At 35.8% G+C, this 21,707-nt stretch carries 18 protein-coding genes; 9 read left to right on the top strand and 9 right to left on the bottom strand.

What is annotated here, in order from left to right; translation table 11 throughout:
* Positions 1-5: 5 nt before the first annotated feature.
* Positions 6-1,520, bottom strand: a complete 1,515-nt coding sequence (locus V3Z67_RS01650; protein ID WP_330441679.1) for a succinate CoA transferase — start codon at positions 1,518-1,520, stop codon at positions 6-8.
* Between the two features lie 126 nt (positions 1,521-1,646).
* On the opposite strand from V3Z67_RS01650, the gene V3Z67_RS01655 reads away from it, so the two are divergent.
* Entirely contained in the window at positions 1,647-2,480 is an 834-nt protein-coding gene (locus V3Z67_RS01655; RefSeq protein ID WP_330441680.1) for an AraC family transcriptional regulator, read from the top strand.
* A gap of 10 nt (positions 2,481-2,490) precedes the next feature.
* Here the strand turns inward: V3Z67_RS01655 and V3Z67_RS01660 are convergent, their stop codons facing one another.
* Together V3Z67_RS01660 and V3Z67_RS01665 are read right to left on the bottom strand one after the other, a co-directional pair.
* Positions 2,491-2,838, bottom strand: coding sequence for a translation initiation factor (locus V3Z67_RS01660; RefSeq protein ID WP_330441681.1), 348 nt, complete (start codon positions 2,836-2,838; stop codon positions 2,491-2,493).
* Between the two features lie 8 nt (positions 2,839-2,846).
* Entirely contained in the window at positions 2,847-3,794 is a 948-nt protein-coding gene (locus V3Z67_RS01665; protein ID WP_330441682.1) for an isopenicillin N synthase family dioxygenase, read from the bottom strand.
* 342 nt (positions 3,795-4,136) lie between these two features.
* Between V3Z67_RS01665 and V3Z67_RS01670 the strand changes: the two genes are divergently transcribed.
* Positions 4,137-6,128 carry an alpha-ketoacid dehydrogenase subunit alpha/beta gene (locus tag V3Z67_RS01670; RefSeq protein WP_330441683.1) on the top strand — a complete coding sequence of 664 codons (1,992 nt, stop codon included), beginning with the start codon at positions 4,137-4,139 and terminating at the stop codon, positions 6,126-6,128.
* Between the two features lie 338 nt (positions 6,129-6,466).
* Here the strand turns inward: V3Z67_RS01670 and V3Z67_RS01675 are convergent, their stop codons facing one another.
* A complete protein-coding gene (locus V3Z67_RS01675; RefSeq protein ID WP_330441684.1) occupies positions 6,467-6,973 on the bottom strand; it encodes a DUF2911 domain-containing protein in 507 nt (168 codons plus the stop codon).
* A 181-nt stretch (positions 6,974-7,154) separates the two neighbouring features.
* Between V3Z67_RS01675 and V3Z67_RS01680 the strand changes: the two genes are divergently transcribed.
* Together V3Z67_RS01680 and V3Z67_RS01685 are read left to right on the top strand one after the other, a co-directional pair.
* Entirely contained in the window at positions 7,155-9,074 is a 1,920-nt protein-coding gene (locus V3Z67_RS01680) for a DUF294 nucleotidyltransferase-like domain-containing protein (RefSeq protein ID WP_330441685.1), read from the top strand.
* Positions 9,075-9,080: 6 nt separating this feature from the next.
* Positions 9,081-9,686, top strand: a complete 606-nt coding sequence (locus tag V3Z67_RS01685; RefSeq protein WP_157483000.1) for a 3'-5' exonuclease — start codon at positions 9,081-9,083, stop codon at positions 9,684-9,686.
* Here the strand turns inward: V3Z67_RS01685 and V3Z67_RS01690 are convergent, their stop codons facing one another.
* The 5 genes from V3Z67_RS01690 to acs form a co-directional block, all read right to left on the bottom strand.
* Positions 9,687-10,130: a DinB family protein gene (locus V3Z67_RS01690; protein WP_330441686.1), complete on the bottom strand. Its 444-nt coding sequence runs from the start codon at positions 10,128-10,130 to the stop codon at positions 9,687-9,689.
* A 2-nt stretch (positions 10,131-10,132) separates the two neighbouring features.
* Positions 10,133-11,380 (bottom strand): tetratricopeptide repeat protein, encoded by a 1,248-nt coding sequence (locus V3Z67_RS01695; protein WP_330441687.1) that lies wholly within the window; start codon positions 11,378-11,380, stop codon positions 10,133-10,135.
* Positions 11,377-12,690, bottom strand: a complete 1,314-nt coding sequence (locus tag V3Z67_RS01700) for an AAA family ATPase (RefSeq protein ID WP_330441688.1) — start codon at positions 12,688-12,690, stop codon at positions 11,377-11,379. Before V3Z67_RS01700 ends, V3Z67_RS01695 begins: the two co-directional genes overlap by 4 nt.
* 84 nt (positions 12,691-12,774) lie before the next feature.
* Complete coding sequence (locus tag V3Z67_RS01705) at positions 12,775-13,431, bottom strand: hypothetical protein (RefSeq protein ID WP_330441689.1); 657 nt, start codon at positions 13,429-13,431, stop codon at positions 12,775-12,777.
* A 47-nt stretch (positions 13,432-13,478) separates the two neighbouring features.
* The gene (gene acs, locus V3Z67_RS01710) at positions 13,479-15,386 is read right to left on the bottom strand and encodes an acetate--CoA ligase (RefSeq protein ID WP_330441690.1); all 1,908 of its coding nucleotides are present in this window, start codon (positions 15,384-15,386) and stop codon (positions 13,479-13,481) included.
* Between the two features lie 331 nt (positions 15,387-15,717).
* Here acs and V3Z67_RS01715 point away from each other — a divergent pair, with 331 nt between their 5' ends.
* The 5 genes from V3Z67_RS01715 to V3Z67_RS01735 are packed head-to-tail and all read left to right on the top strand — an operon-like array spanning position 15,718 to position 21,685.
* Entirely contained in the window at positions 15,718-16,326 is a 609-nt protein-coding gene (locus V3Z67_RS01715) for a flavin reductase family protein (protein WP_330441691.1), read from the top strand.
* On the top strand, positions 16,326-18,638 hold the full coding sequence (locus V3Z67_RS01720) for an oxidoreductase (protein WP_330441692.1): 2,313 nt from the start codon (positions 16,326-16,328) through the stop codon (positions 18,636-18,638). Before V3Z67_RS01715 ends, V3Z67_RS01720 begins: the two co-directional genes overlap by 1 nt.
* 15 nt (positions 18,639-18,653) lie before the next feature.
* Entirely contained in the window at positions 18,654-20,270 is a 1,617-nt protein-coding gene (locus V3Z67_RS01725) for an AMP-binding protein (protein WP_330441693.1), read from the top strand.
* Positions 20,271-20,699 (top strand): acyl-CoA thioesterase, encoded by a 429-nt coding sequence (locus V3Z67_RS01730; protein ID WP_052123202.1) that lies wholly within the window; start codon positions 20,271-20,273, stop codon positions 20,697-20,699. It abuts the gene before it with no gap.
* 14 nt (positions 20,700-20,713) lie between these two features.
* Positions 20,714-21,685, top strand: a complete 972-nt coding sequence (locus V3Z67_RS01735; protein WP_330441694.1) for a carbon-nitrogen hydrolase family protein — start codon at positions 20,714-20,716, stop codon at positions 21,683-21,685.
* Positions 21,686-21,707 lie beyond the last annotated feature (22 nt).

A 21,707-nucleotide genomic window follows, 5' to 3' on the forward strand; every position in this document is an offset into this window, starting at 1 on the left:
GCAAATTATGAATTTTCTGCTGTACAAAGCGCTTTCATGGTGCCGTTATTTACATAGTTTAAATGCCATGAAAAAGCCTCTTCCAGTAAATGTGGTGTATGTCCGCCTCGCTCACAGGCTCTGTCATAGTAGCTTTGTATCGCTTCACGGTAATCCGGGTGAACACAATTATTAATTATTTGTGAGGCTCGCTCACGAGGAGCCATTCCACGCAAATCTGCCAGTCCGTTTTCGGTCACTAATATATCAACATCATGTTCTGTATGGTCTACGTGAGAAACCATAGGCAAAACATGAGATATTGCATTATCGTGTTTTGATACAGAAGGACAAACAAAAATGCTCAGGTAAGCATTTCGTGCAAAATCACCGGAGCCTCCGATGCCATTCATCATTTTAGAGCCTGTAATATGTGTAGAATTTACGTTACCGTAAATATCAAATTCAATAGCAGTATTGATAGCTATAACTCCAAGTCTGCGAATAACTTCGGGAGCATTGCTTATGTTTTGAGGTCTAAGAATGATCTTATCTTTGTAATCATCAAAATTAGCCATAAGATGATCATAGCATGATTTTGAAACAGTTATGGATGAAGCTGAGGCAAAATCCATAATACCCGAATCTATAAGTTCAAAAGTGCTATCCTGTAACACTTCAGAATACATTGTTAAATGCTTAAAGTTTCCTTTTGAAAAGCCGGAAAGCACCGCATTAGCTATTTTACCTATGCCTGCCTGTAATGGTAATAGTGACTCGGTTAACCTGCCCGATTTTACTTCGCTTTCAAAAAATGTCATCAGGTGATTAGCTATAGCTTCTGTTTTATCGTCTGAAGATGTTTCCTGTGCCGGACTATCAGGAAGTTCTGTAAACACAATTCCGGCAACTTTTTCCGGATCTACATGTATATATTCTTTTCCTATTCTTGTATTAACGCTGGTAATAGGCAATATATCCCTAACAGGATATTCTCCTGGGATAGCTACATCATGTATACCTTTGAAATTAATAGGTATAGATGTGTTTATTTCAATTATCACTTTATTTGCCAGTTTTGCAAATGTAGCCGAGTTACCTATTGATGTAGTAGGGATTATGTTGCCTTTACTGTCAATTTGAGAAGCTTCAATAATAGCAATATCAAGAGGAGGGAGGTGCTTATTATTTAACAATTCGGCAGTTTCACTTAAATGCTGGTCAATAAAAAATACCGAACCGTTGTTTATTTTTTCTCTTAATACCGAATCCACCTGAAAAGGCATTCTTTTATATAAAGCATCGGCACGAGCCAAATCACTATCTGTAGTGTGCCCTAATGAGGCACCTGTGATCAGTGTAATCGCTATGTTTTCATTTGCAGCTCTGGCGGCAAAGGCTGGTAAAACCGCTTTACTATCTCCGGCTTTTGTAAAACCACTGGAACCTACTGTCATTTTATCTTTAAACATTGCGGCAGCCTGCACAGCTGTTATAATCTTATCCTTGTAATCCTCATATTTTATTCTGTCAATTTGCATAAACGAATTTATTTAAACGAAAAATTGATTATAATTAAATAATTATAGTGCTATAATTCTATTTTCGTAATTGTATATGGCAATTTTACGAAAACGTTTTATTGGCGGTATATTTGTAAAAGACAAATGTTTATTCATTTAAGCCAGTACCTTTTTATGATTACTGATAAGTATTATATAACTGAAGTAGATAAGGAAAATACCAGTATATATTGCCATCATGATTTGATGGGGGAGTTGCTTATTCCACCACATACTCATTTCAAGGCTCAGTTTTTATATGTTGAAGGCGGTATAGCTTATGTAAAAACAAAAAAGAACACCTACTTTTTACCGGCAAGGCATTATATGTGGATACCTCCCGGAGTGGAGCACAGTATTCATCCTAACTCTGAAGATGTGATGATGCGTAATCTTTATTTTCCTGTAGAGAAAAATGATTTGGGTTTTTATGATGAAGAAGGGATATATCCTGTAAATGACTTGCTATTGAATCTTTTACTGTTTACTAACAGATGGAAAGGAAACCTGAAACCGGATAACCGAAACTACGTTATAGTAAAGGCGTTAAAGGTTTTACTACCCGAAGTATCGGGGACTAACCTGTCATTATCACTACCAATTGCAAAAGACAGTCGCCTTATTAAGGTTACCGATTATATAACTAATCATTTGAGTGATAATATTACATTCTCAGGGCTGGCAAATCAATTCGGATTAAGCACAAGAACACTACATCGCATTTTTGTAAAGGATATGGGGATGTCATTTATTCAGTTTTTTACCATATCACGCATGCTAAAAGCGGTAGAACTATTGCAGAATAAGGAAATGCAGGTAAGTGATGTAGCGCTTGCTGTGGGGTATAACAGCCTACCTACATTTAGTAATACTTTTTACAGGATATTAAGACAACGCCCGTCAGAATATGCTAACGGGCGTAATATATTAGAGCAATAGGGAAGAGGCATTATCCGCCCACCCTTTTTACTTTATAACCTTCTTTAGTTAGGTATTCCATTATTTTATCTCTAAAGTTGCCCTGTATTATAATTTCTCCGTCTTTAGCTGTACCGCCTACGCCGCAAAGTGTTTTTAGTTTTTTTGCAAGACTTTTAAGGTCGTCATCATTACCTTCAAAACCCTTTATAACAGTAGCGATTTTACCGCCGCGGTTCTTCTTGTCAAGATGTGCTTCAAGTTTTTGCTCCCCATTTTCGGGAGTTTCAGTTGTTTCTTCGTTTTCAAATTCGAAATCCTTATTGGTTGAAAAAACAAATCCGCCAAGATCTTCTAAACTCTTTAATTTCTTTCCCATAATCTCTTTTATTTTATAAGCCCCAGTTCTACAAGTCGTTCATGTAAAAATTCACCGGCTGTGATATCATCAAACTGCTTAGGGTTATTTTCATTGATACAGTTTTCAAGGCAGTTAAGTTTCATATCGGCTACAGGGTGCATAAAAAACGGTATAGAATAACGTGAAGTACCCCATAACTCCTTTGGAGGGTTTACTACCTGATGTATAGTTGACTTTAGTTTGTTATTGGTATGCCTTGAAAGCATATCGCCTACATTTATTACAAGCTCATCCGGTTGAGCTATGGCATCAATCCATTCACCATTATGGTTTTGCACCTGTAATCCGCGTCCTTGAGCACCCATAAGTAGGGTAATAAGATTAATATCCCCATGAGCTGCAGCCCTTACCGCATTTTTAGGCTCATCGGTAATAGGAGGGTAGTGTATTGGTCTTAATATACTATTTCCTTCAGATACGTATTTATCAAAGTAAAACTCATCGATACCCAGATAAATAGACAATGCTCTTAAAACATAAATACCTGTTTTTTCAAGCATTTTATATGTTTCTTTTCCAGCTGCATTAAAGTCATCCAGTTCTTTAACATCCACATTTGGAGGGTATATCTCATTGTACTTTGAGTTTGGATCTAAATACTGTCCAAAATGCCAAAACTCTTTTAAATCACCTTCTTTACGACCTTTGGCGTGTTCCTTTCCAAAGGAAACATAACCGCGTTGCCCGCCAATTCCCGAAATTTCATACTGTTCTTTGGTTTCCAGCTGAAGATTAAAAAAATCCTTTACCGAAGCATAAAGCCTGTCTACAAGTTTCTGGTCAAGAAAATGACCTTTAAGCGCTACAAAGCCTATGTCTTCGTATGCTTTACCGATTTCATTTACAAATTTTTGCTTGCGTTCCGGATTATCCGAAAGGAAATCACGCAAATCTACACTGGGGATGTTATGCATAAACTCAGTTAATTGATATTTTATATTGTCGCTTTTCTAAGCATATAACAAAGGTAAAATAATTATTTCTGTAAAAGTTAAAAATATAAAAGCAGTAATAAAACACTATTCTTTTTTGCCATAAATAGTAAAACAGTTGCTAATTTTGAAAGCATGATATAGGTAACTTACTAATTATCGCTCGTGTGATTTTATTATGATAGTTACATTTTTAAAAAAGGAAACTGAAGTAAGTGAAAATGGATACTAACTAAACTAAAACGTTTGAAATTTTCAAATTATAACATTTGGATCTTGTATTGTTATTTTTTATACATTTGAAGAGTCAATTCAAAACCATTTATGATTACCAGCACACTACAATTCGACAGGAAAAATTTATCCAATCAAATATTACTTGATTTATATAAAAAGTTATTAAAGCCCAGAATGATAGAGGAGAAGATGCTTATTCTTATCCGTCAGGGCAAAGTATCAAAATGGTTTTCCGGTATAGGGCAGGAAGCAATTTCTGTTGGGGTAACCGCCGTACTTCATAAAGATGAGTATATTCTTCCTATGCACAGGAACCTAGGTGTATTTACAGGAAGGGATATACCCTTATACAGACTGTTCTCACAATGGCAGGGTAAAGCTAATGGTTTTACCAAAGGTCGTGACAGGTCCTTTCATTTTGGTACACAGGAATATAAAATTATTGGAATGATATCGCATTTAGGTCCGCAATTGGGTGTGGCCGACGGTATAGCCCTTGCCAATAAACTTAAAGACAATGGTAAAGTAACTGCCGTATTTACAGGGGAAGGAGCTACCAGTGAAGGAGATTTTCATGAGGCGCTTAATATAGCTGCTGTATGGGATTTACCGGTACTTTTTGTTGTTGAAAATAACGGTTACGGATTATCTACACCAACCAATGAGCAGTACAGATGTGAGAATATTGCCGATAAGGGTGTTGGGTATGGTATGGAATCTCATATTATTGACGGTAACAACATACTTGAGGTTTATAATAAATTAAACGAAATAGTTGATTCTGTTAGAGAAAATCCTCGTCCGGTTTTACTGGAGTTCAAAACATTCAGAATGCGGGGGCATGAAGAGGCGAGTGGTACAAAGTATGTCCCGCAGGAATTGATGGATATGTGGGCTGTTAAAGATCCGGTAGATAATTATAAAAATTACCTTATAGATGAAGGTCTACTTACTGATGAAGAAGATGAAGCCATAAGAGCCGAACTTAAAAAAGAAATAGATGAAAATTATCAGTTAGCATCTAATGAGGAACCTATAGAGGCTTCGTTAAGTGAAGAATTAAATGATGTATATAAAGAATTTATATATCAGGAAGTTAAATCAAATAATAAATCTGATAATGTAAGGATGATTGACGCAATTTCACAGGGATTAAAACAGTCTTTAGAACGTCATGAAAACCTTGTGATAATGGGACAGGACATAGCCGAATATGGTGGAGCATTCAAAATTACAGACGGCTTTGTAAAAGAGTTTGGTAAAGACCGAATCAGGAATACACCTATATGTGAATCGGCTATTGTTTCTGCAGGTATGGGACTTTCTATTAACGGATACAAGTCGGTTATTGAAATGCAGTTTGCCGATTTTGTTTCTACAGGATTCAACCCAATTGTAAACTATTTAGCAAAAGTACATTACAGATGGCAGGAAAATGCCGATGTTGTAGTACGAATGCCTTGTGGAGCAGGTGTACAGGCCGGGCCGTTTCATTCACAAACAAATGAGGCTTGGTTTACCAAAACACCAGGCTTAAAAGTGGTTTATCCGGCATTCCCTCATGATGCTAAAGGCTTACTGGCTACTGCTATAAACGACCCTAATCCGGTTATGTTCTTTGAGCACAAAGCCTTATACAGAAGTGTTTATCAGGATGTTCCTAAAGATTATTATACATTACCGTTTGGTAAAGCATCGTTACTTAAAGAAGGAAATGATATTACGATTATATCCTTTGGTAGCGGTGTACACTGGGCTTTGGAAATTTTAGAAAATAATACTGAAATAAAAGCTGATTTACTGGATTTAAGAACACTACAACCATTAGATACCGAAGCTATTTATAATTCGGTTAAAAAAACGGGTAAAGCAATTATACTTCAGGAGGATACAATTTTTGGAGGAATTGCCAGTGACATATCAGCAATGATAATGGAAAACTGTTTTGAATATCTTGATGCGCCGGTAAAACGAGTTGGTAGTATTGAAACTGCAATTCCGTTTACAAAAGCGCTTGAAGATCAATATTTACCAAAAAACAGATTTGAGTCTGAATTACTACAATTATTAAATTATTAAAAATAAAAACCTCTGCCGGTTTATTGCCCCCAAAATTCGGCAGAGGTAAAATTTAACCAATGCTAACTTAATAATTAGTACTGCAAATTTATAATGATTTTAAATAAGTAGCGTTACAATATTAGGGAACAGATTTTATAGTCTTTTTAAAGGACTTTTTATTGCATTAAAAAAAATAAAATTGACAAATGTTCGGTTTATATAAAATACAATATTTGAAATATAATATACATTATGTAAAATAAAATAAGAAATAAGTCTAGCCCATTAAAGGCTCTATAAATAAAAAACTCCGCCTGTATTAAGTAAGCGGAGTTTTTATAAAGTAAAATTCTATATTATTTTACACTGATTGGAATTTCAAGATATTCCCAAGTTAAAGTCACATTATTACTGTTAACGCTGTACTCTAAGCTTTCAGTTAAATTTGTTTTCTTTTTAGGCTTAACTGTTATACGAAGTTGATCTTGTGAAGAATCGTATTTTGAAGCAGACATGCTTCTGTCTTTACCAAAAATAATTGTGAAGTTTCCTTCTTCAGGAATTATGTAAAAAGAATATTTACCTGCAGGAAGTTTTTTTCCTTCAACAGTAATTTCTCTGTCAACAGCAAATACTGTTGGAGCATTTGCACCTGCTCTCCATACTTGACCGTAAGGAACAAGTCCGCCCCAAATTTCTCGTCCTCTTACAGATGGGCTGCTGTAAATAATATTAATGTTAGCCTCGTTTATTTTCCCGTATGCTGATGCTGCCGGACTTAAAGGTTTTTTATCCTGAGCACTGGCTAAAACTGTAAAAAATACAGTAAACAATACGGTTGCAATTTTTTTAGAAATTTTCATGTTCACTAGTTTTGAAAGTTAATCCTGTAAATTTAATAACATTAATTAAATGATGAATTTTATTTTTAGTTTATTTTAAGCTTTTAGCGTATTTTTTTAACAAACAATTGATTTATAAGATTGTAATTTCTTTGCAACGAATGTTAAAAAGTAGTATTTTTAATTACTAAATCACCTTTTTATGAAAAATCCTGTTGCTGAGAATGTTGCTAAATTTTTAAAGCACTTCCCCCCTTTCAGTAGTATGACTTTTGAGGAGTTGTTTGGCATAGCTAATCTATCTAAAATAATTTACCTTGAAAAAAACCAAATACTATTTAAGGGTGGTGAGGAAACACATGAAAACTTTTATGTTGTTAAGAGTGGTGCTGTGGGTTTGTCATTAACCTCTGATGCTGAAGAAACTTTAGTGGATAAATGTGACGAAGGCGATATACTGGGATTAAGACCATTTTTTGCTAAAAATCATTATTTAATGACAGCAAAAGCGCGTGAGGATTCAATTATTTGTTCTATTCCTATAGCAGTATTTGAACCTTATATTACAGATAATAAAGAGGTTTTAAAATTTTTACTTCAAAGTTTTGCTTCTCATACACGTAATCCTTATGATAAGGAACATAGCGGAAAACTGATTTCTGAAAACATGATATTTGCAGAACATACTACAGATATACAGTATTTTCAACCCATAAAATATACCAAAAACCCTGTTACAGCTAACCTAGATGATGTAGTTATGTATATAGCTAAAACAATGTCAACCAGTTCTATAGGTAGCGTTATTATACAAAAAGACCAGCTCCCTATAGGTATAGTAACCGATAGAGATTTACGCTCTAAAATAGCTACAGGACTTTTCCCTATTACAATTACGGCCGATAAGATTATGACAGCTCCTGTTATTACTGTACCGGAAAATATTTCTGTAGCCGAAGCTCAAATGCTTATGCTTAAGTATAATGTTGGTCATTTATGTGTTACAAAAGACGGTACAGATAAATCTCAGGTAACAGGTATTATATCAGAACATGATGTAGTTGCGGCACAGGCAAATACTCCGGGTATGTTATTAAAACAAACACGCCGTGCTTTTGATGTCAAAGAGTTGAAAGTGGTTCGTGATAGAATGACCGAGCTGATACAGAATTCAATAGATAAAAACATACCGGTATCTCATATAACTAATATAGTCGCCGAAATAAATATTGCAATTACCAGAAGAGCTATTGAACTTGCCATTGAAGAAATGGGAGTCCCTGCTCCTGCCCGCTTTGTTTGGTTAAATATTGGCAGTCAGGGACGTAAAGAGCAGTTATTACTAACAGATCAGGATAATGCGCTTATTTTTGAAGACATAGATTCTAATGAATATGAAACGGTTAAGAGTTATTTTCTTGTTCTTGCCGACAAGGTTGTACGTACACTTAGAAATGTAGGTTATGAAATGTCTCCTGATGATGTAATGGCCAATAATCCTAAATGGTGTAAATCAGTAACTGACTGGATTAAACAATACAATATATGGATAAACTCTCCCGAAGAGAAAACTGTACAGTTAAGTACATTGTTTTTTGATATGGACTTTTTATACGGAACTCCTGAAATAGAACAGGTTATTACAGATAATATTGAGAAAAGCATACAACAGAATAAAAAGTTTTTTGCTTATCTTGCGGCTGATGCATTAAAAAATCCGGCACCTTTAGGCTTTTTCAGGCAGTTTTTGATAGAGAATGATGGAGAACACAAAGATACTTTTGATATTAAAAACAGAGCTTTAGAACCTCTTGGCGATGCGGCCAGAGTATTAGCACTTAGTCATAACCTTGTAGATTTTACGGGTACATACCAGCGTTTTAAAAAACTGGCTGAATTGGAACCCGAAAATGAGGAATTATATACGAACTGTGCCGATGCTTTTAATGTATTAATGCGTTTTAGGACAGAAGAAGGTTTAATAAGTAATTCTGACGGAAGATACCTTAACCTAAAAGACTTATCAAAATCTGATAGGCTTAAACTTAAAAACTGCTTTCAGCCTATAAATGAAATACATGATCTTTTAAAAAACCGTTTTTCTCTTACATATATCAACTAATATAATATGGCATTAGACTGGCTGATAGGAACTAATTTACCTCAATTCTGGAAAAATTATCTTGCTCATTTTGAGAAGGATGATAATCATGAAGTGCATAAACGTTATGTGGTTTTTGATATGGAAACCAGTGGACTAAACTGGAAAGACGATGTTATTCTTTCCATAGGCGCTATTGGTATAAATGATAATGCCATTGAGATTGGTGATTTTTTCGAGATTTTTATTAAACAGGAAAAATTCAATTCACATTCGGTAGCATTTAGTGATGTTATTAAAGATGATGATGAAAAGTTTGTAGAAGCCGAAGCTATTATTCAATTTCTAAACTTTATAAAAGATGCCACACTTGTTAGTCATAATATAAACCTTGATTTAGAAATGATTAATCAGGCGTTAAAAAGGCTTGAACTGGGACGACTTAAAAATACATTTATGGATACTAATGCTCTTTTTCAAAGGTGGCAGCACCATGTACAGGATACTCAGGTAAGCCTTGATGAAGTGTGTGATGCCCTTAAAATAAAAAAGAGCGACAGGTTAACAGCATCCGGTAACGCGTATACTACCGCTCTGGTATTTTTAAAACTTAAATCTAAACTTGGGATTTAATTATCTTTTATAAAAAATATAATCGGTTACTAATGGAGTAATGCCATACTCTTTACAATCACTGGCGATTTGTCCCCTGTGATACGTTGAGTGGTTAACGATATGGAACAATATATCTTTAACTGTATTAGTATACTTATCTCCTTTTGAGTTTTTATAACTTAGTATTTTAGAAAAGTCATATGACTCAACTATTTCAATTGAAGTATTGTAATTGTTTTTATTTATACTCTTGAGATCGTTTAAATCTCTCATTCCCCAAACACTAGTTGCACAGAGCTTCTCCTCTATCCTGTGATTCCAAATTTCATGGGCATTAATGGTGTGATTTATAAGTTTTAATGACTTTTCAGGTAAAGTGATTTCAGAAGACAAAAGAGCATTTATTACCATTTCATTAAAATGAAAAGTATATTCAAACATCTCTTTAAAAAAATCTTTCATAATCAGTTTTTACGATTAATAGAAAAATAGTTTCCAAGAAATTGAAAAGCAAGAAACCCGAAAAAGTATATTATAGCTATATTATCGGGTACTATGTGATTTACAAAAGTTTGGAATACAACATAACCTCCCAGTAAGAACATTATAATATTGTAGCCAACAAATATATTTCTGGGCTGATTGAATATTTTACCAACCGGAATCATCATGGTAAAAGTAAATATGGCGAGTATTAAAAAAGCTTGGTCTTTGCTCATAAAATAACCTATAACACTCAATATAGATGTTCCTAAAAAGATGCCAACAAGTGAAGACGACATTTTTTCCTCCTTACTAAGGAGATGCTTACCATAATAATTAAGACGCAGAAATAAATTACTTACAGGTCCTATTATCCAGGTAGAAAAAGCAAATAATGCCAATAATACTATTATAGGTATAAGGAATGGTCTTAATGTTTCGTTGTTTGCCGCTACCCTTTGTAAAAATTTTGTCCCAAAATAAAAACCTAAAATAACCCCCCATTGATATTTAGAGGTAAGGTTTGACATCCAAAAAGAATACTTTAAAAACAATCTGTAAAAAATAAACCTTGCTTTAAGTGCTTCAACCATTCCGGCTTGAGCAAAACTGTTATCAGGATCATTTTTTAAAGCTTCACTAAAATGCTCTAATGCCTTTTTCTTATCTCCTTTTTCCAGTAGTCCCCATCCATAATTAGCATGTGTGTGCGGGTTGTTAGGATTTTCGTGTAAAGCCTCTTCAATAGTTCTGAAAGACTCATCTTTATTATTTAATTTTAGTAAAGCGGTACTCCTCATGTTTAATGCGAATACATTATCGGGAGCTAAACTTAAAGCCCTGTCGGCAACATCAAGTGCATCCTGATATTTCTTTTGAGCCAATAATATATTCGACAGAATAACATAATTGTTCTCATCTTCAGGAAGTAAACTTATCGCAGTATTAGCATATTTCTCGGCTTCCTTGTATTCATCTTTATAAAGATAAATTCTTGATTTAAGATAAAAAAGTGAACTCTCATGAGGACTTAAAGCAATAGCATTATTAACTAACTCTTCTGCCTTATCATATTTTTTTTGCTGAAAGTTCGCTTCACTTAACAGGGTAAGTGTATCAATATCGTTAGGATTTTGAGTAAGTAACTGGCCTAAAATATTTTCTGCTTCACTATACCTTCCTTGTTGTAATAATAGCGCTGCTTTTTGAATTAAACCGTCGGTTATCATTTTTTAATTTTTAAGTAAGATAAAACATCATCATACAGCCCTGATTCATTAGCATATAAAGCAAAGTTTCTGGCAGATACAAACCACTCTTTAGTACTGGCTTTATGGACCTTAATAGCCTTACTTATATCCTTATCTTTAATAGGTTCGGGGATTCCTGTTTTAAAAGACTCCTCCAGTTTACTTTCAATAGATATATCTATAATAGCCTCAATATCTGCCCCCGAATAATCGGGAGTTGATTTTGCAAGCTTTTTATAATTAATGTTTTCTTTTGGCTTATTATTCAGTTTAATTTCAAAAATAGATTCTCTGGCTTCCTCATCTGGAGGCGGAATAAAAATTATCCTGTCAAACCTACCCGGTCTTCTAAAAGCTGGGTCTAAGTGCCACGGTGCGTTTGTGGCTCCAAGTACAAGTATACCATCGTTATCAGACTCTATGCCGTCTAATTCCTGTAAAAACTGATTAATTAAGTGTCTTGAGCCCGAGTTTTTCATATCACTCCTACTGGCTCCAAGAGCATCTATCTCATCAAAAAACAGTACACAGGGTTTATTTTGTCGGGCAACTTCAAAAATTTCATGTAGATTTTTCTCACTGTTGCCAATCCACATATCTAATATATCATTAAGCCCTACACTAATAAAGTTAGCCTTAATTTCTCCGGCGGTAGCCTTTGCTATATAGGTTTTACCACATCCGGGGGGACCATATAATAAAATCCCTCCTCCTGTTTTTTTACCGTAAGCCTTATATAAATCGGCATGATTAAGCGGATGGATAATTTTAAGTTCAATTTCCTTCTTTATTTTATCCATTCCTCCTACATCCTTAAAGCTTATGGTAGGTTTAGTTAAAAATTTATGGAAGTCAGATTCTTCATCAATATCGTCTTCAGTAATCTGTATATTACCGGCACGCAGTTCGGCGTCAAGTTCTTCATCTCTAAAAGCAGGCACAAGTTCCAGTACATGCTTATAGATTTCTCTTGCCTGGGCAGGCATATCTTCTTTTAAAAGCGTTTTGGCATATAATACAAGTAGGTTAACATTATCTGGGTATAGCTTTAATGAATCTTCAAGTATAACACTACAGGTAGCATATTGTTTTTGCCTATAATAGGTAGTAGCAAGACCCAAACGTATTACCGAATTATCCTGCATCCCTAAAAGTTCCTTGTACTCCTTTTCAGCTTCTTCAAAACGGTTAAGTGCCAAAAGGCTTTCGGCTAAATGTATTTTTAAAGGGATATTATCGGGTGAATATTTTAAGGCCTCCCTTAAATTATTTATAGTGGAATCATCCATACTCATTACTCTCTCTTTTTTACTCTATTCTATATATAGCTTAAAATTAAGCTAAAAAGAATAACACAAATCAATTATTTTAATTTAATATTGGCATCCCCGTTCTAAAACAAGAATCTTTCTCAGCTTTTCGTATTTAACGAGAACCATTTTTTCGATAGACTCACTGTCTTTAACAATATAGGTTTGCCTGAATAAACCGCTTGGTAAATCTTTACCCGATGCCCAGCAAAAATATGGAATCGTTCCGGGCGTTACATTAGGCAGATGGAAATCGGTACTTTTTTGAATTATAAAGTGCCTCTCTCCTGTTTCAGTAGCAGCTTTTTTATCTACAGTTTTTATTACATAATGCTGTAGCGTATCTTTTTTAATTATAGTGTCGTTAAGCTTTTGAAAATCAAAGCTCACTACGGCATTTTTAGCCGATGTCAAATCCTGTTTCTCTGTAGAAGAACAATTTACAATAATGTCTTCCTCATCAAAAAAACGGGTTTTATCCATTTTCAAAACGGCTTTTTGTCCGGAAGCATGTAGAAACGTTAACGTTACCTGTTTGCCTTTATCCAGTACCGAGAGTATGTAACTGTTATCTTTTGAGTTGGAAAATTCAAAAGTTTTCTCGGCATCAGCCTTTTCTGTTTTAATGAATTGATACTCTGTATAGGTATCAAACTCGTATCGCTGCCCAAATCCGGCGAAGGATATAAGCAGCAATAGCAGTAAAAAGTGTTTGTTCATTAGTTTGGTTGGTGGTTGTTTAGTTTTTTAGTTGGATTTGTGTTATTCTATATTCTTTCGTTTTTTATTTCATCTACAATTTCAGGGTTTAACAATGTGGTGGTATCGCCGAAGTTAGTGAATTCACCTTCGGCAATTTTTCTTAGTATACGTCTCATAATCTTACCCGAACGTGTTTTAGGTAAACCTGAAACGAATTGGATTTTATCCAGTTTGGCAATTGGACCAATGTGGCTTGATATATGTTCGTTAATTTCTTTTCGCAGGTTATCCCTGTTTCTGTCTTCACCAGATTCTTTAAGAGTAATAAAGCCATAAAGCGCATTACCCTTAACATCGTGTGGGAATCCAACAATAGCTGATTCAGCCACTGCAGGGTGTTCGTTAATAGCATCTTCAATAGGTGCTGTACCAAGGTTGTGACCTGATACGATTACAACATCATCTACCCTACCTGTAATTCGGTAATACCCCACTTCATCACGAAGTGCACCATCTCCCGTAAAGTATTTACCTGGGAAAGCTGTAAAATAAGTTTCCTTAAATCGCTGATGATCTCCCCAAATGGTTCTTGCCATACCCGGCCAAGGGAATTTGATACATAAACTACCTACTACCTGATTGTCTTCAATCTCATTACGCCTTTCATCCATAAGTACAGGCTGTACTCCCGGTAACGGTAATGTGGCATATGTAGGTTTTGTGGGAGTTACAAATGGTATAGGCGAAATCATAATACCACCTGTTTCTGTTTGCCACCAGGTATCTACAATAGGAGATTTTTTCTTTCCTACGTGGTCATTATACCAGTGCCATGCTTCTTCGTTTATAGGCTCTCCTACAGAACCTATAATTTTAAGAGATGACAGGTTATATTTATCTACCCATTCCCAGTTTTCTTTTGCCAGTGAACGGATAGCTGTTGGCGCAGTGTAGAACTGTGTTACTTTATGCTTATCTATAATTTCCCAAAAGCGACCGAAATCAGGATATGAAGGTACCCCTTCAAATATTACTGTTGTAGCCCCGTTAAGTAAAGGACCGTATACTATATATGAGTGGCCGGTAATCCAGCCAATATCGGCTGTACACCAGTACACATCATTTTCTTCATAATTAAATATATTCTTAAAGGTATAAGCCGAATAAACCATATATCCTGCAGTAGTATGCATCATACCTTTGGGTTTACCGGTAGACCCCGATGTATAAAGGATAAATAATGGATCTTCTGCATCCATTATTTCGGCAACATTGTTAGATGGAGCACTGTCCAGTAATGGTTGTAACCAGTAATCCCTATCCTCTTTCATGTTAACTTTACTGTTAGTACGTTTAACAACCAATGTTTTTTCTACACAAGGGCATTTTTCCAGTGCTTCATCAATGATACCTTTTAAATCTATGGTTTTGTTACCTCTAAAACCACCATCAGACGTAACTACCAGTTTACACTGTAAATCAAGTACTCTTGATGTTACAGCCGAAGCAGAAAACCCTGCGAAAATAACAGAGTGCACTGCTCCTATACGTGCACAGGCAAGTACAGTAATAGCCAGCTCAGGAATCATAGGCAGGTATATACACACCCTATCCCCTTTTTTTACGCCCTGATCACGCAGTACATTAGCCATTTTAGTAACCCTTTCATAAAGCTCATTATAGGTTATATGTTGTGCTTCCTCATCAGGATTATTAGGTTCAAATATAATAGCAGTTTTCTCTCCTCTTTTAGCTAAATGCCTGTCTATACAGTTTTTAGTGATGTTCACTTTTGCATTAAGAAACCATTTAACTTCCGCCTCCTGCATATCAAACTCTACAACCTTATCCCATTTTTGATACCAGGTAAAGTTTTCATCGGCAATTTTATCCCAAAATTTTCGTGGTTCTCTGATAGATTTATTATAGTGTTTAAAGTATTGTTCCAGACTTTTTATCTGATAGTAACTCATTTTTCTTGCGGTTTAGGTTAATAAGTGTCATATCGACACTAACAAAAATACAATAATAAGGTTATTGCCCTATGGCTTTTTAAATATTTTCCTTCATTTTTTTGATAAAGCAAAAAATATATTTTTAACCCAATATTTTTATGTAGTATATAATTTTAAATATATTTTTTTAAGAAATATGTAAATTATAAATTTGCTGTCAATCAGTAAAATATTAGTCTAATAAAACATAAATATTAGATTTTTATTTATAAAACATATTTTTATAACATAAATCTGTAAAATTTGATAATAATTTTTTCTTTTATTTGCAGTAAATATTACACTTCTAATGATAATTGATCCTTTAAATATAACCCAAAGCGAAGTTTATAAAATACTAAGTGGATCGGTAATACCAAGACCTATTGGCTGGGTTTCCACAATAAGTGAAAACGGTGTTCCTAATCTGGCTCCTTTCTCCTTTTTTAATGTAGTGGGTGAAGATCCACCACATGTTATGTTTTCTACCGTAAGACCCGGAGATTCTAATAAGGATACTTTAAATAATGTGTTGACTACAAAACAGTTTGTGGTTAATATGGCTACTGAAGATTTGGCTGAAGCTGTAAACAACAGTTCGGCAACACTACCTCCTGATGTTAATGAGTTTGATTATGCCGGAGTGACTCAGGCACCCTGCTCTAAAGTTAAGGCTCCAAGAGTGTTAGAAAGTCCTATAAGTTTTGAATGTGAACTGGTACATCATTACTCACTTGAAGATCATAAACATGGCGGTGCTACTATTATGATAGGCCGCATAGTGATGTTTCATATAGATGAAAGCGTATTGCTTGATAATTATAAAATTAACCCGGAAACATACAGACCTATTGCCCGACTGGCAGGTTCTAACTATGCAAAACTGGGTGAGATATTCTCAATAAAAAGACCTCAATAATGAAAATAACAGTTGTAGGCGGAGGCCCTGGAGGCTTATATTTTTCGATACTTATAAAAAAGGCAATCCCCGATTGTGATATAACAGTTTACGAACGTAATAAGGCAGATGATGCCTTTGGTTTCGGAGTAGTGTTTTCTGATGAAACCCTTAGTGAATTCCTAACCCGCGATCCAAAATCGTATGATTTAATCCGAAACCGTTTTGCGTACTGGGACGAACTTGATGTAGCCCGAAACGGTGAAAAAGTACGTATTACCGGTAATGGTTTTTGTGGTTGTTCCCGTAAAACATTATTACAGCTTTTGCAGCAACGATGCCTTGAAGAAGGGGTTAACCTTAAGTTTGAAGCCAATGTAGATGATATATCCCGGTTTAAGGATTCAGATATTATAGTGGCTGCCGATGGTATTAACAGTGCAATACGTGAGCAGTTTGCTTCTGATTTCGGTACTAATATAGAACTGCAAAGCAATCGCTTTGTATGGATGGGGTCTACAAAACCACTGAATGCTTTTACTTACTTCTTTAGAGAAACACCTCATGGTACTTTTGTAGCACATACCTATCAGTATGAAGAAGGAATGAGTACCTGGATTTTTGAGACTACTGATGAAACCTGGAATAAAGCAGGTTTTAACGTTACAGATGAGCAGGATACCATCAATAAAATATCTGAGATTTTTAAGGAAGAATTAGACGGTCATCCGTTAATAACTAATAGGTCACACTGGAGGCAGTTCCCTGTTATAACCAATAAAAAATGGAGCGCAGGTAATATTGTTTTACTGGGGGATTCAAAAGCCACGGCCCACTATTCCATTGGGTCGGGTACTAAACTGGCAATGGAATGTGCCATAGCACTTGCCGATTCGGTAATAAAACATAAAACCGACACCAAAGCTGTTTTTGATAACTACGAAAAGTTACGTCGCAATCGTGTTGAAGTGATTCAGCATGCGGCTAATGTATCTCTGGAATGGTTTCAAAATATGGACAGGCACATTCAGCATGACTTTATGCAATTTGCCTTTAGTGTAATGACAAGGGCAAAAAAGGTAACTTTTGAAAACCTCGCACTTCGCGACCCTTCTTTCCCTAAAAAAGTACTGGCAGAATTCAATACCAATGCAGGAAACGAAAACCTGCAAACATCTCCTGCTTTTACATCTTATAAATTAAGAAATGTAAAACTGGAAAACAGGATAGTTATGAGCCCAATGGAACAGTATTCTGCTGTTGACGGAATTGTAAACGACTGGCATCTTATGCACTATGGTTCAAGGGCTGTAGGTGGTATCGGTCTAATTTTAACCGAAGCTACAGCTATTTCACCAACAGGTAGAATTACACCTGGCTGTCCCGGTATATGGAATAATGAGCAGGTTGGAGCATGGGAAAGAGTAACTGATTTTATTCATTTAAACAGTTCTGCTAAAATTGGAATTCAAATAGGACATTCAGGAAGAAAAGGAGCTGTTAAGTTTCCCTGGGAAGGTAATAATGAACCTCTTGATAATGCATGGGGGCTAATGTCGGCCTCACCTATTCCGTTTAACGATAAAATGGCTGTACCTGTAGAAATGACTCAGGAAGATATGGATATCATAACTTCAGAGTTTGTTACGGCAGCCCAAAATGCCGATAAGGCAGGGTTTGATATGATTGAGCTACAGGCGCATCATGGTTTCCTGTTGGCTTCATTCCTTTCTCCTTTAACAAATACGCGTACAGATGATTTTGGCGGTAGTATAGAAAATAGACTTAAATTCCCAGTAAGGGTATTCAAGGAAATGAGAGCTGCTTTTAACAGTGACAAACCTATGAGTGTACGTATTTCGGCCTGTGACTGGACTGAAAATGGTATAACAGAAGCTGATGTAGTGACTATTTCAAAGGCATTTAAAGATGCAGGAGCCGATATAATAAACGTATCTACAGGATTAACGGTTGCTAATCAAAAGCCTATTGTAGGCAGAATGTGGCAAACACCATTCTCTGACATGGTTAGAAATACAGTACATGTGCCGACTATTACAGCCGGATACATTCAGGATATAGACCAGATCAATACTATACTTCTAAACGGACGTGCTGATTTAGTAGCTCTAGGAAAAACATTGTTGTTAGATCCGTCATTTGTTAGGAATGCACAGGCGTATGAACAGCATAAGGCTGATAATCTTGAAGATTTAGACATACCTAAGCCCTACTCTTTTGCAACATCACACTTATATCCATACCGTGGAGGAGAGCGCAAAATGCTGGAGGGTATGAAAAAGGCATTAAAACCATTAACGCATAAAAAGTAATTAAGCATTACAACAATGAAACATTACGAAGATAATTTTGCACACGACCATTTACCTGTTGTCAAACTACAGGCACAATGCTTTACAGGACATCCTGATTTTGAGTTTCCTGAAGATTTGAATTGTGTAGAAAGACTGCTTGACAGACATATTACCGAAGGTAATGGCGATAAAATAGCAGTCAGGACTTTTGATATGCAATGGACTTACAAAGACCTATATGAAAAGTCTAACCAAATAGCTCATGTTTTAGTTGAAAACATGGGACTGGTTCCCGGTAATAGGGTGCTTATCAGGTCGGCAAATAATCCTATGTATGTAGCCTGTTGGTTTGCTATACTCAAAGCGGGTGGTATTGTTGTAGCAACTATGCCCCTACTTCGTGAAAAGGAACTTAGTGTAATGGTTGAAAGCGCCGAGATTTCACATGCTTTTTGCGATTACCGCCTTGAAGACGAAATAATGGCAGTTAAGAGTCCGTTTTTGAAACAGGTTATTACTTTTGACGGTTCGGGAAAAGGAATTTCTAAGCTGGAAACGCTAATGGCTCAAAAACCAAAAGAGTTCAGTAATTACAAATCAAAATCAGATTCACTTTCTATTATAGGCTTTACGTCGGGCACTACCGGAAGGCCAAAAATGACTTCACATTACCATAAAGATATATTATTAATATGTGAGGCATTCCCTAAATATTCCTTACAGCCTACTTCAAATGATGTTTTTACAGGTAGTCCGCCATTAGGGTTTACCTTTGGTTTGGGTGGTTTGGTGTTATTCCCTTTTTACTTTGCTGCATCTACATTTTTAATAGAGAAACCATCACCTGACTTGCTTTTACAGGCTATTCAAGATTACAAGGTAACAATATGTTTCACTGCTCCTACTGCTTGGAGAATACTTACACAAAAAGCGAACGAATATGATATTTCATCGCTTAGAAAATGTGTTTCAGCCGGAGAAACCCTTCCCGCTAAGGTATGGGAAGATTGGTATAATGCTACCGGACTGAAAATCATAGATGGTATAGGTTCTACAGAAATACTTCATATCTTTATTTCATCTAATGAAGAAAACATGCGTGTTGGTGCTACAGGACTACCTATTAGGGGTTATGAAGCCATGATTGTTGATGAAGACGGAAATGAACAGCCTAACGGAACTCCGGGAAGGCTTGCTGTACGGGGTATAACCGGATGTAAGTATCTTAATAATCCTGAAAAACAACAACAGTATGTCCAAAACGGCTGGAATATTACAGGAGACATCTTTAAAAAGGATAACGACGGTTATTTTTGGTTTGTGGCTCGTGGTGATGATATGATTATTTCATCCGGATATAACATTTCGGCTATTGAGGTTGAAAACGTACTTATTACACACAACGATGTTGCCGAATGTGCTGTAGTAGGATTACCTGATGAAAACAGAGGTATGCTAGTTTGTGCCTACCTTGTTCTAAAAGATAAAAATAAAGCCTGTAATGAACTTACCAAAGCCATCCAGGATTGGTTTAAAGAAGTTGCAGCTCCTTATAAATACCCGAGAGAAATAAAGTATGTCGATGTATTACCTAAAACAGAAACAGGTAAAATACAGCGATTTAAATTAAAAAATACAGTTCAGGCTTAAATGGAAAAAGCATTTATAAAGAAAGAGAAAGTACGTTTTCAGCATGTCGATTATGCAGGTATCGTTTTTTACCCGCGTTTTCTGGAAATGCTAAACTGTCTTGTGGAAGATTTTTATGAAGAAGCATTAGAGCTTCCGTTTAAAAACATACATAAAACAGGAGGTATCCCTACTGTTGATTTAAAAATACAGTTTAAAAAAGCTGCCCGCCTTGGCGATGAGCTTACCAAATACCTTTGGCTAAAAAACATTGGCGGGTCATCTATGGTATGCGGATTTAAGTTTGAACATGAAGATGGTTCTACCTGCCTTGAAGGCGAGGTTACACTTGTAAAAGTTGATTTCCTGAATGACAGAGGTGATATAAAAGCGAGTCCGTTTACAGATGCTATGCGAACTGTATTGGAGAGATATAAATCAGAGAATTAATAATTCGAAATATAATGTTAGAATTACCAAAATTTAAAGCTGCTGCCGTACAGGCTGCTCCCGTGTTTCTTAATGTGGAAGCTACGGTAGATAAGGCTTGCTCTATTATTGCGGAAGCATCGGGTAACGGAGCGTCACTAGTTGCTTTTCCTGAAGTATTTGTTGCCGGCTACCCCTACTGGAACTGGATAATGACTCCTGTACAGGGTAGCAAATGGTATGAAGTTTTATATAAAAACTCTATAGCTGTACCCGGACCTGAAGTAGCCAGAATTTGTGAAGCCGCAAAAGAACATAATTGCCACGTAGTTATTGGTGTAAATGAGCGCGGGCAAAGCCTTGGTGAATTATATAATACCAATCTTATAATAGATAACAAAGGTAATCTTGTAGGTAAGCACAGGAAACTGGTGCCTACCTGGGCTGAAAAGCTTACCTGGACTGGCGGAGACGGTTCGTCCCTTAAAGTGTACAATACAGAAATTGGACCTATAGGTACGCTTGCCTGTGGAGAAAACACCAATACATTAGCACGTTTTACGCTACTTACTCAGGGAGAACTTATACATATAGCTAATTATATTTCGCTTCCTGTTGCCCCGCCCGACTATAATATGGCAGAAGCTATTAAAATCAGGGCTGCAGCACACTCATTTGAAGGTAAGCTGTTTACAATTGTATCCTGCTCTACTATTACTCAGGAAATAATGGATGTTATGAAAGAGGATGTCCCTAACGTGGAAGAACTCCTAACAAGGAAAAACAGTGCATTCTCGGGTATTATAGGACCTAATGGTGCTGTAATTGGAGAGCCGCTTATTGATGATGAAGGTATTGTTTATGCTGATATCGACTTGTCGAAATGTATTCAGCCAAAACAAATGCATGATATATTAGGGCACTATAACCGCTTTGATATATTTGATTTAAAGGTAAATACTGCTCCTAAAAAGAATATAACTTTTACCGATAATCTTGAAGAATAAACATTCAACTTAAAAACTATAT

This window comes from Flavobacterium sp. C4GT6 (genome assembly GCF_036347315.1).
Classification (GTDB): Bacteria; Bacteroidota; Bacteroidia; order Flavobacteriales; family Flavobacteriaceae; genus Flavobacterium.

Bases quoted from the DNA above. Each gene is read 5' to 3' on its own strand.
- V3Z67_RS01730 (WP_052123202.1), top strand. From the start codon at position 20,271: ATGGAAAAAGCATTTATAAAGAAAGAGAAAGTACGTTTTCAGCATGTC.
- V3Z67_RS01670 (WP_330441683.1), top strand. From the start codon at position 4,137: ATGATTACCAGCACACTACAATTCGACAGGAAAAATTTATCCAATCAA.
- acs (WP_330441690.1), bottom strand. From the start codon at position 15,386: ATGAGTTACTATCAGATAAAAAGTCTGGAACAATACTTTAAACACTAT.
- V3Z67_RS01705 (WP_330441689.1), bottom strand. From the start codon at position 13,431: ATGAACAAACACTTTTTACTGCTATTGCTGCTTATATCCTTCGCCGGA.
- V3Z67_RS01675 (WP_330441684.1), bottom strand. From the start codon at position 6,973: ATGAAAATTTCTAAAAAAATTGCAACCGTATTGTTTACTGTATTTTTT.
- V3Z67_RS01725 (WP_330441693.1), top strand. From the start codon at position 18,654: ATGAAACATTACGAAGATAATTTTGCACACGACCATTTACCTGTTGTC.
- V3Z67_RS01685 (WP_157483000.1), top strand. From the start codon at position 9,081: ATGGCATTAGACTGGCTGATAGGAACTAATTTACCTCAATTCTGGAAA.
- V3Z67_RS01690 (WP_330441686.1), bottom strand. From the start codon at position 10,130: ATGAAAGATTTTTTTAAAGAGATGTTTGAATATACTTTTCATTTTAAT.
- V3Z67_RS01680 (WP_330441685.1), top strand. From the start codon at position 7,155: ATGAAAAATCCTGTTGCTGAGAATGTTGCTAAATTTTTAAAGCACTTC.
- V3Z67_RS01735 (WP_330441694.1), top strand. From the start codon at position 20,714: ATGTTAGAATTACCAAAATTTAAAGCTGCTGCCGTACAGGCTGCTCCC.
- V3Z67_RS01665 (WP_330441682.1), bottom strand. From the start codon at position 3,794: ATGCATAACATCCCCAGTGTAGATTTGCGTGATTTCCTTTCGGATAAT.
- V3Z67_RS01655 (WP_330441680.1), top strand. From the start codon at position 1,647: ATGTTTATTCATTTAAGCCAGTACCTTTTTATGATTACTGATAAGTAT.
- V3Z67_RS01660 (WP_330441681.1), bottom strand. From the start codon at position 2,838: ATGGGAAAGAAATTAAAGAGTTTAGAAGATCTTGGCGGATTTGTTTTT.
- V3Z67_RS01720 (WP_330441692.1), top strand. From the start codon at position 16,326: ATGAAAATAACAGTTGTAGGCGGAGGCCCTGGAGGCTTATATTTTTCG.
- V3Z67_RS01715 (WP_330441691.1), top strand. From the start codon at position 15,718: ATGATAATTGATCCTTTAAATATAACCCAAAGCGAAGTTTATAAAATA.
- V3Z67_RS01695 (WP_330441687.1), bottom strand. From the start codon at position 11,380: ATGATAACCGACGGTTTAATTCAAAAAGCAGCGCTATTATTACAACAA.
- V3Z67_RS01650 (WP_330441679.1), bottom strand. From the start codon at position 1,520: ATGCAAATTGACAGAATAAAATATGAGGATTACAAGGATAAGATTATA.
- V3Z67_RS01700 (WP_330441688.1), bottom strand. From the start codon at position 12,690: ATGGATGATTCCACTATAAATAATTTAAGGGAGGCCTTAAAATATTCA.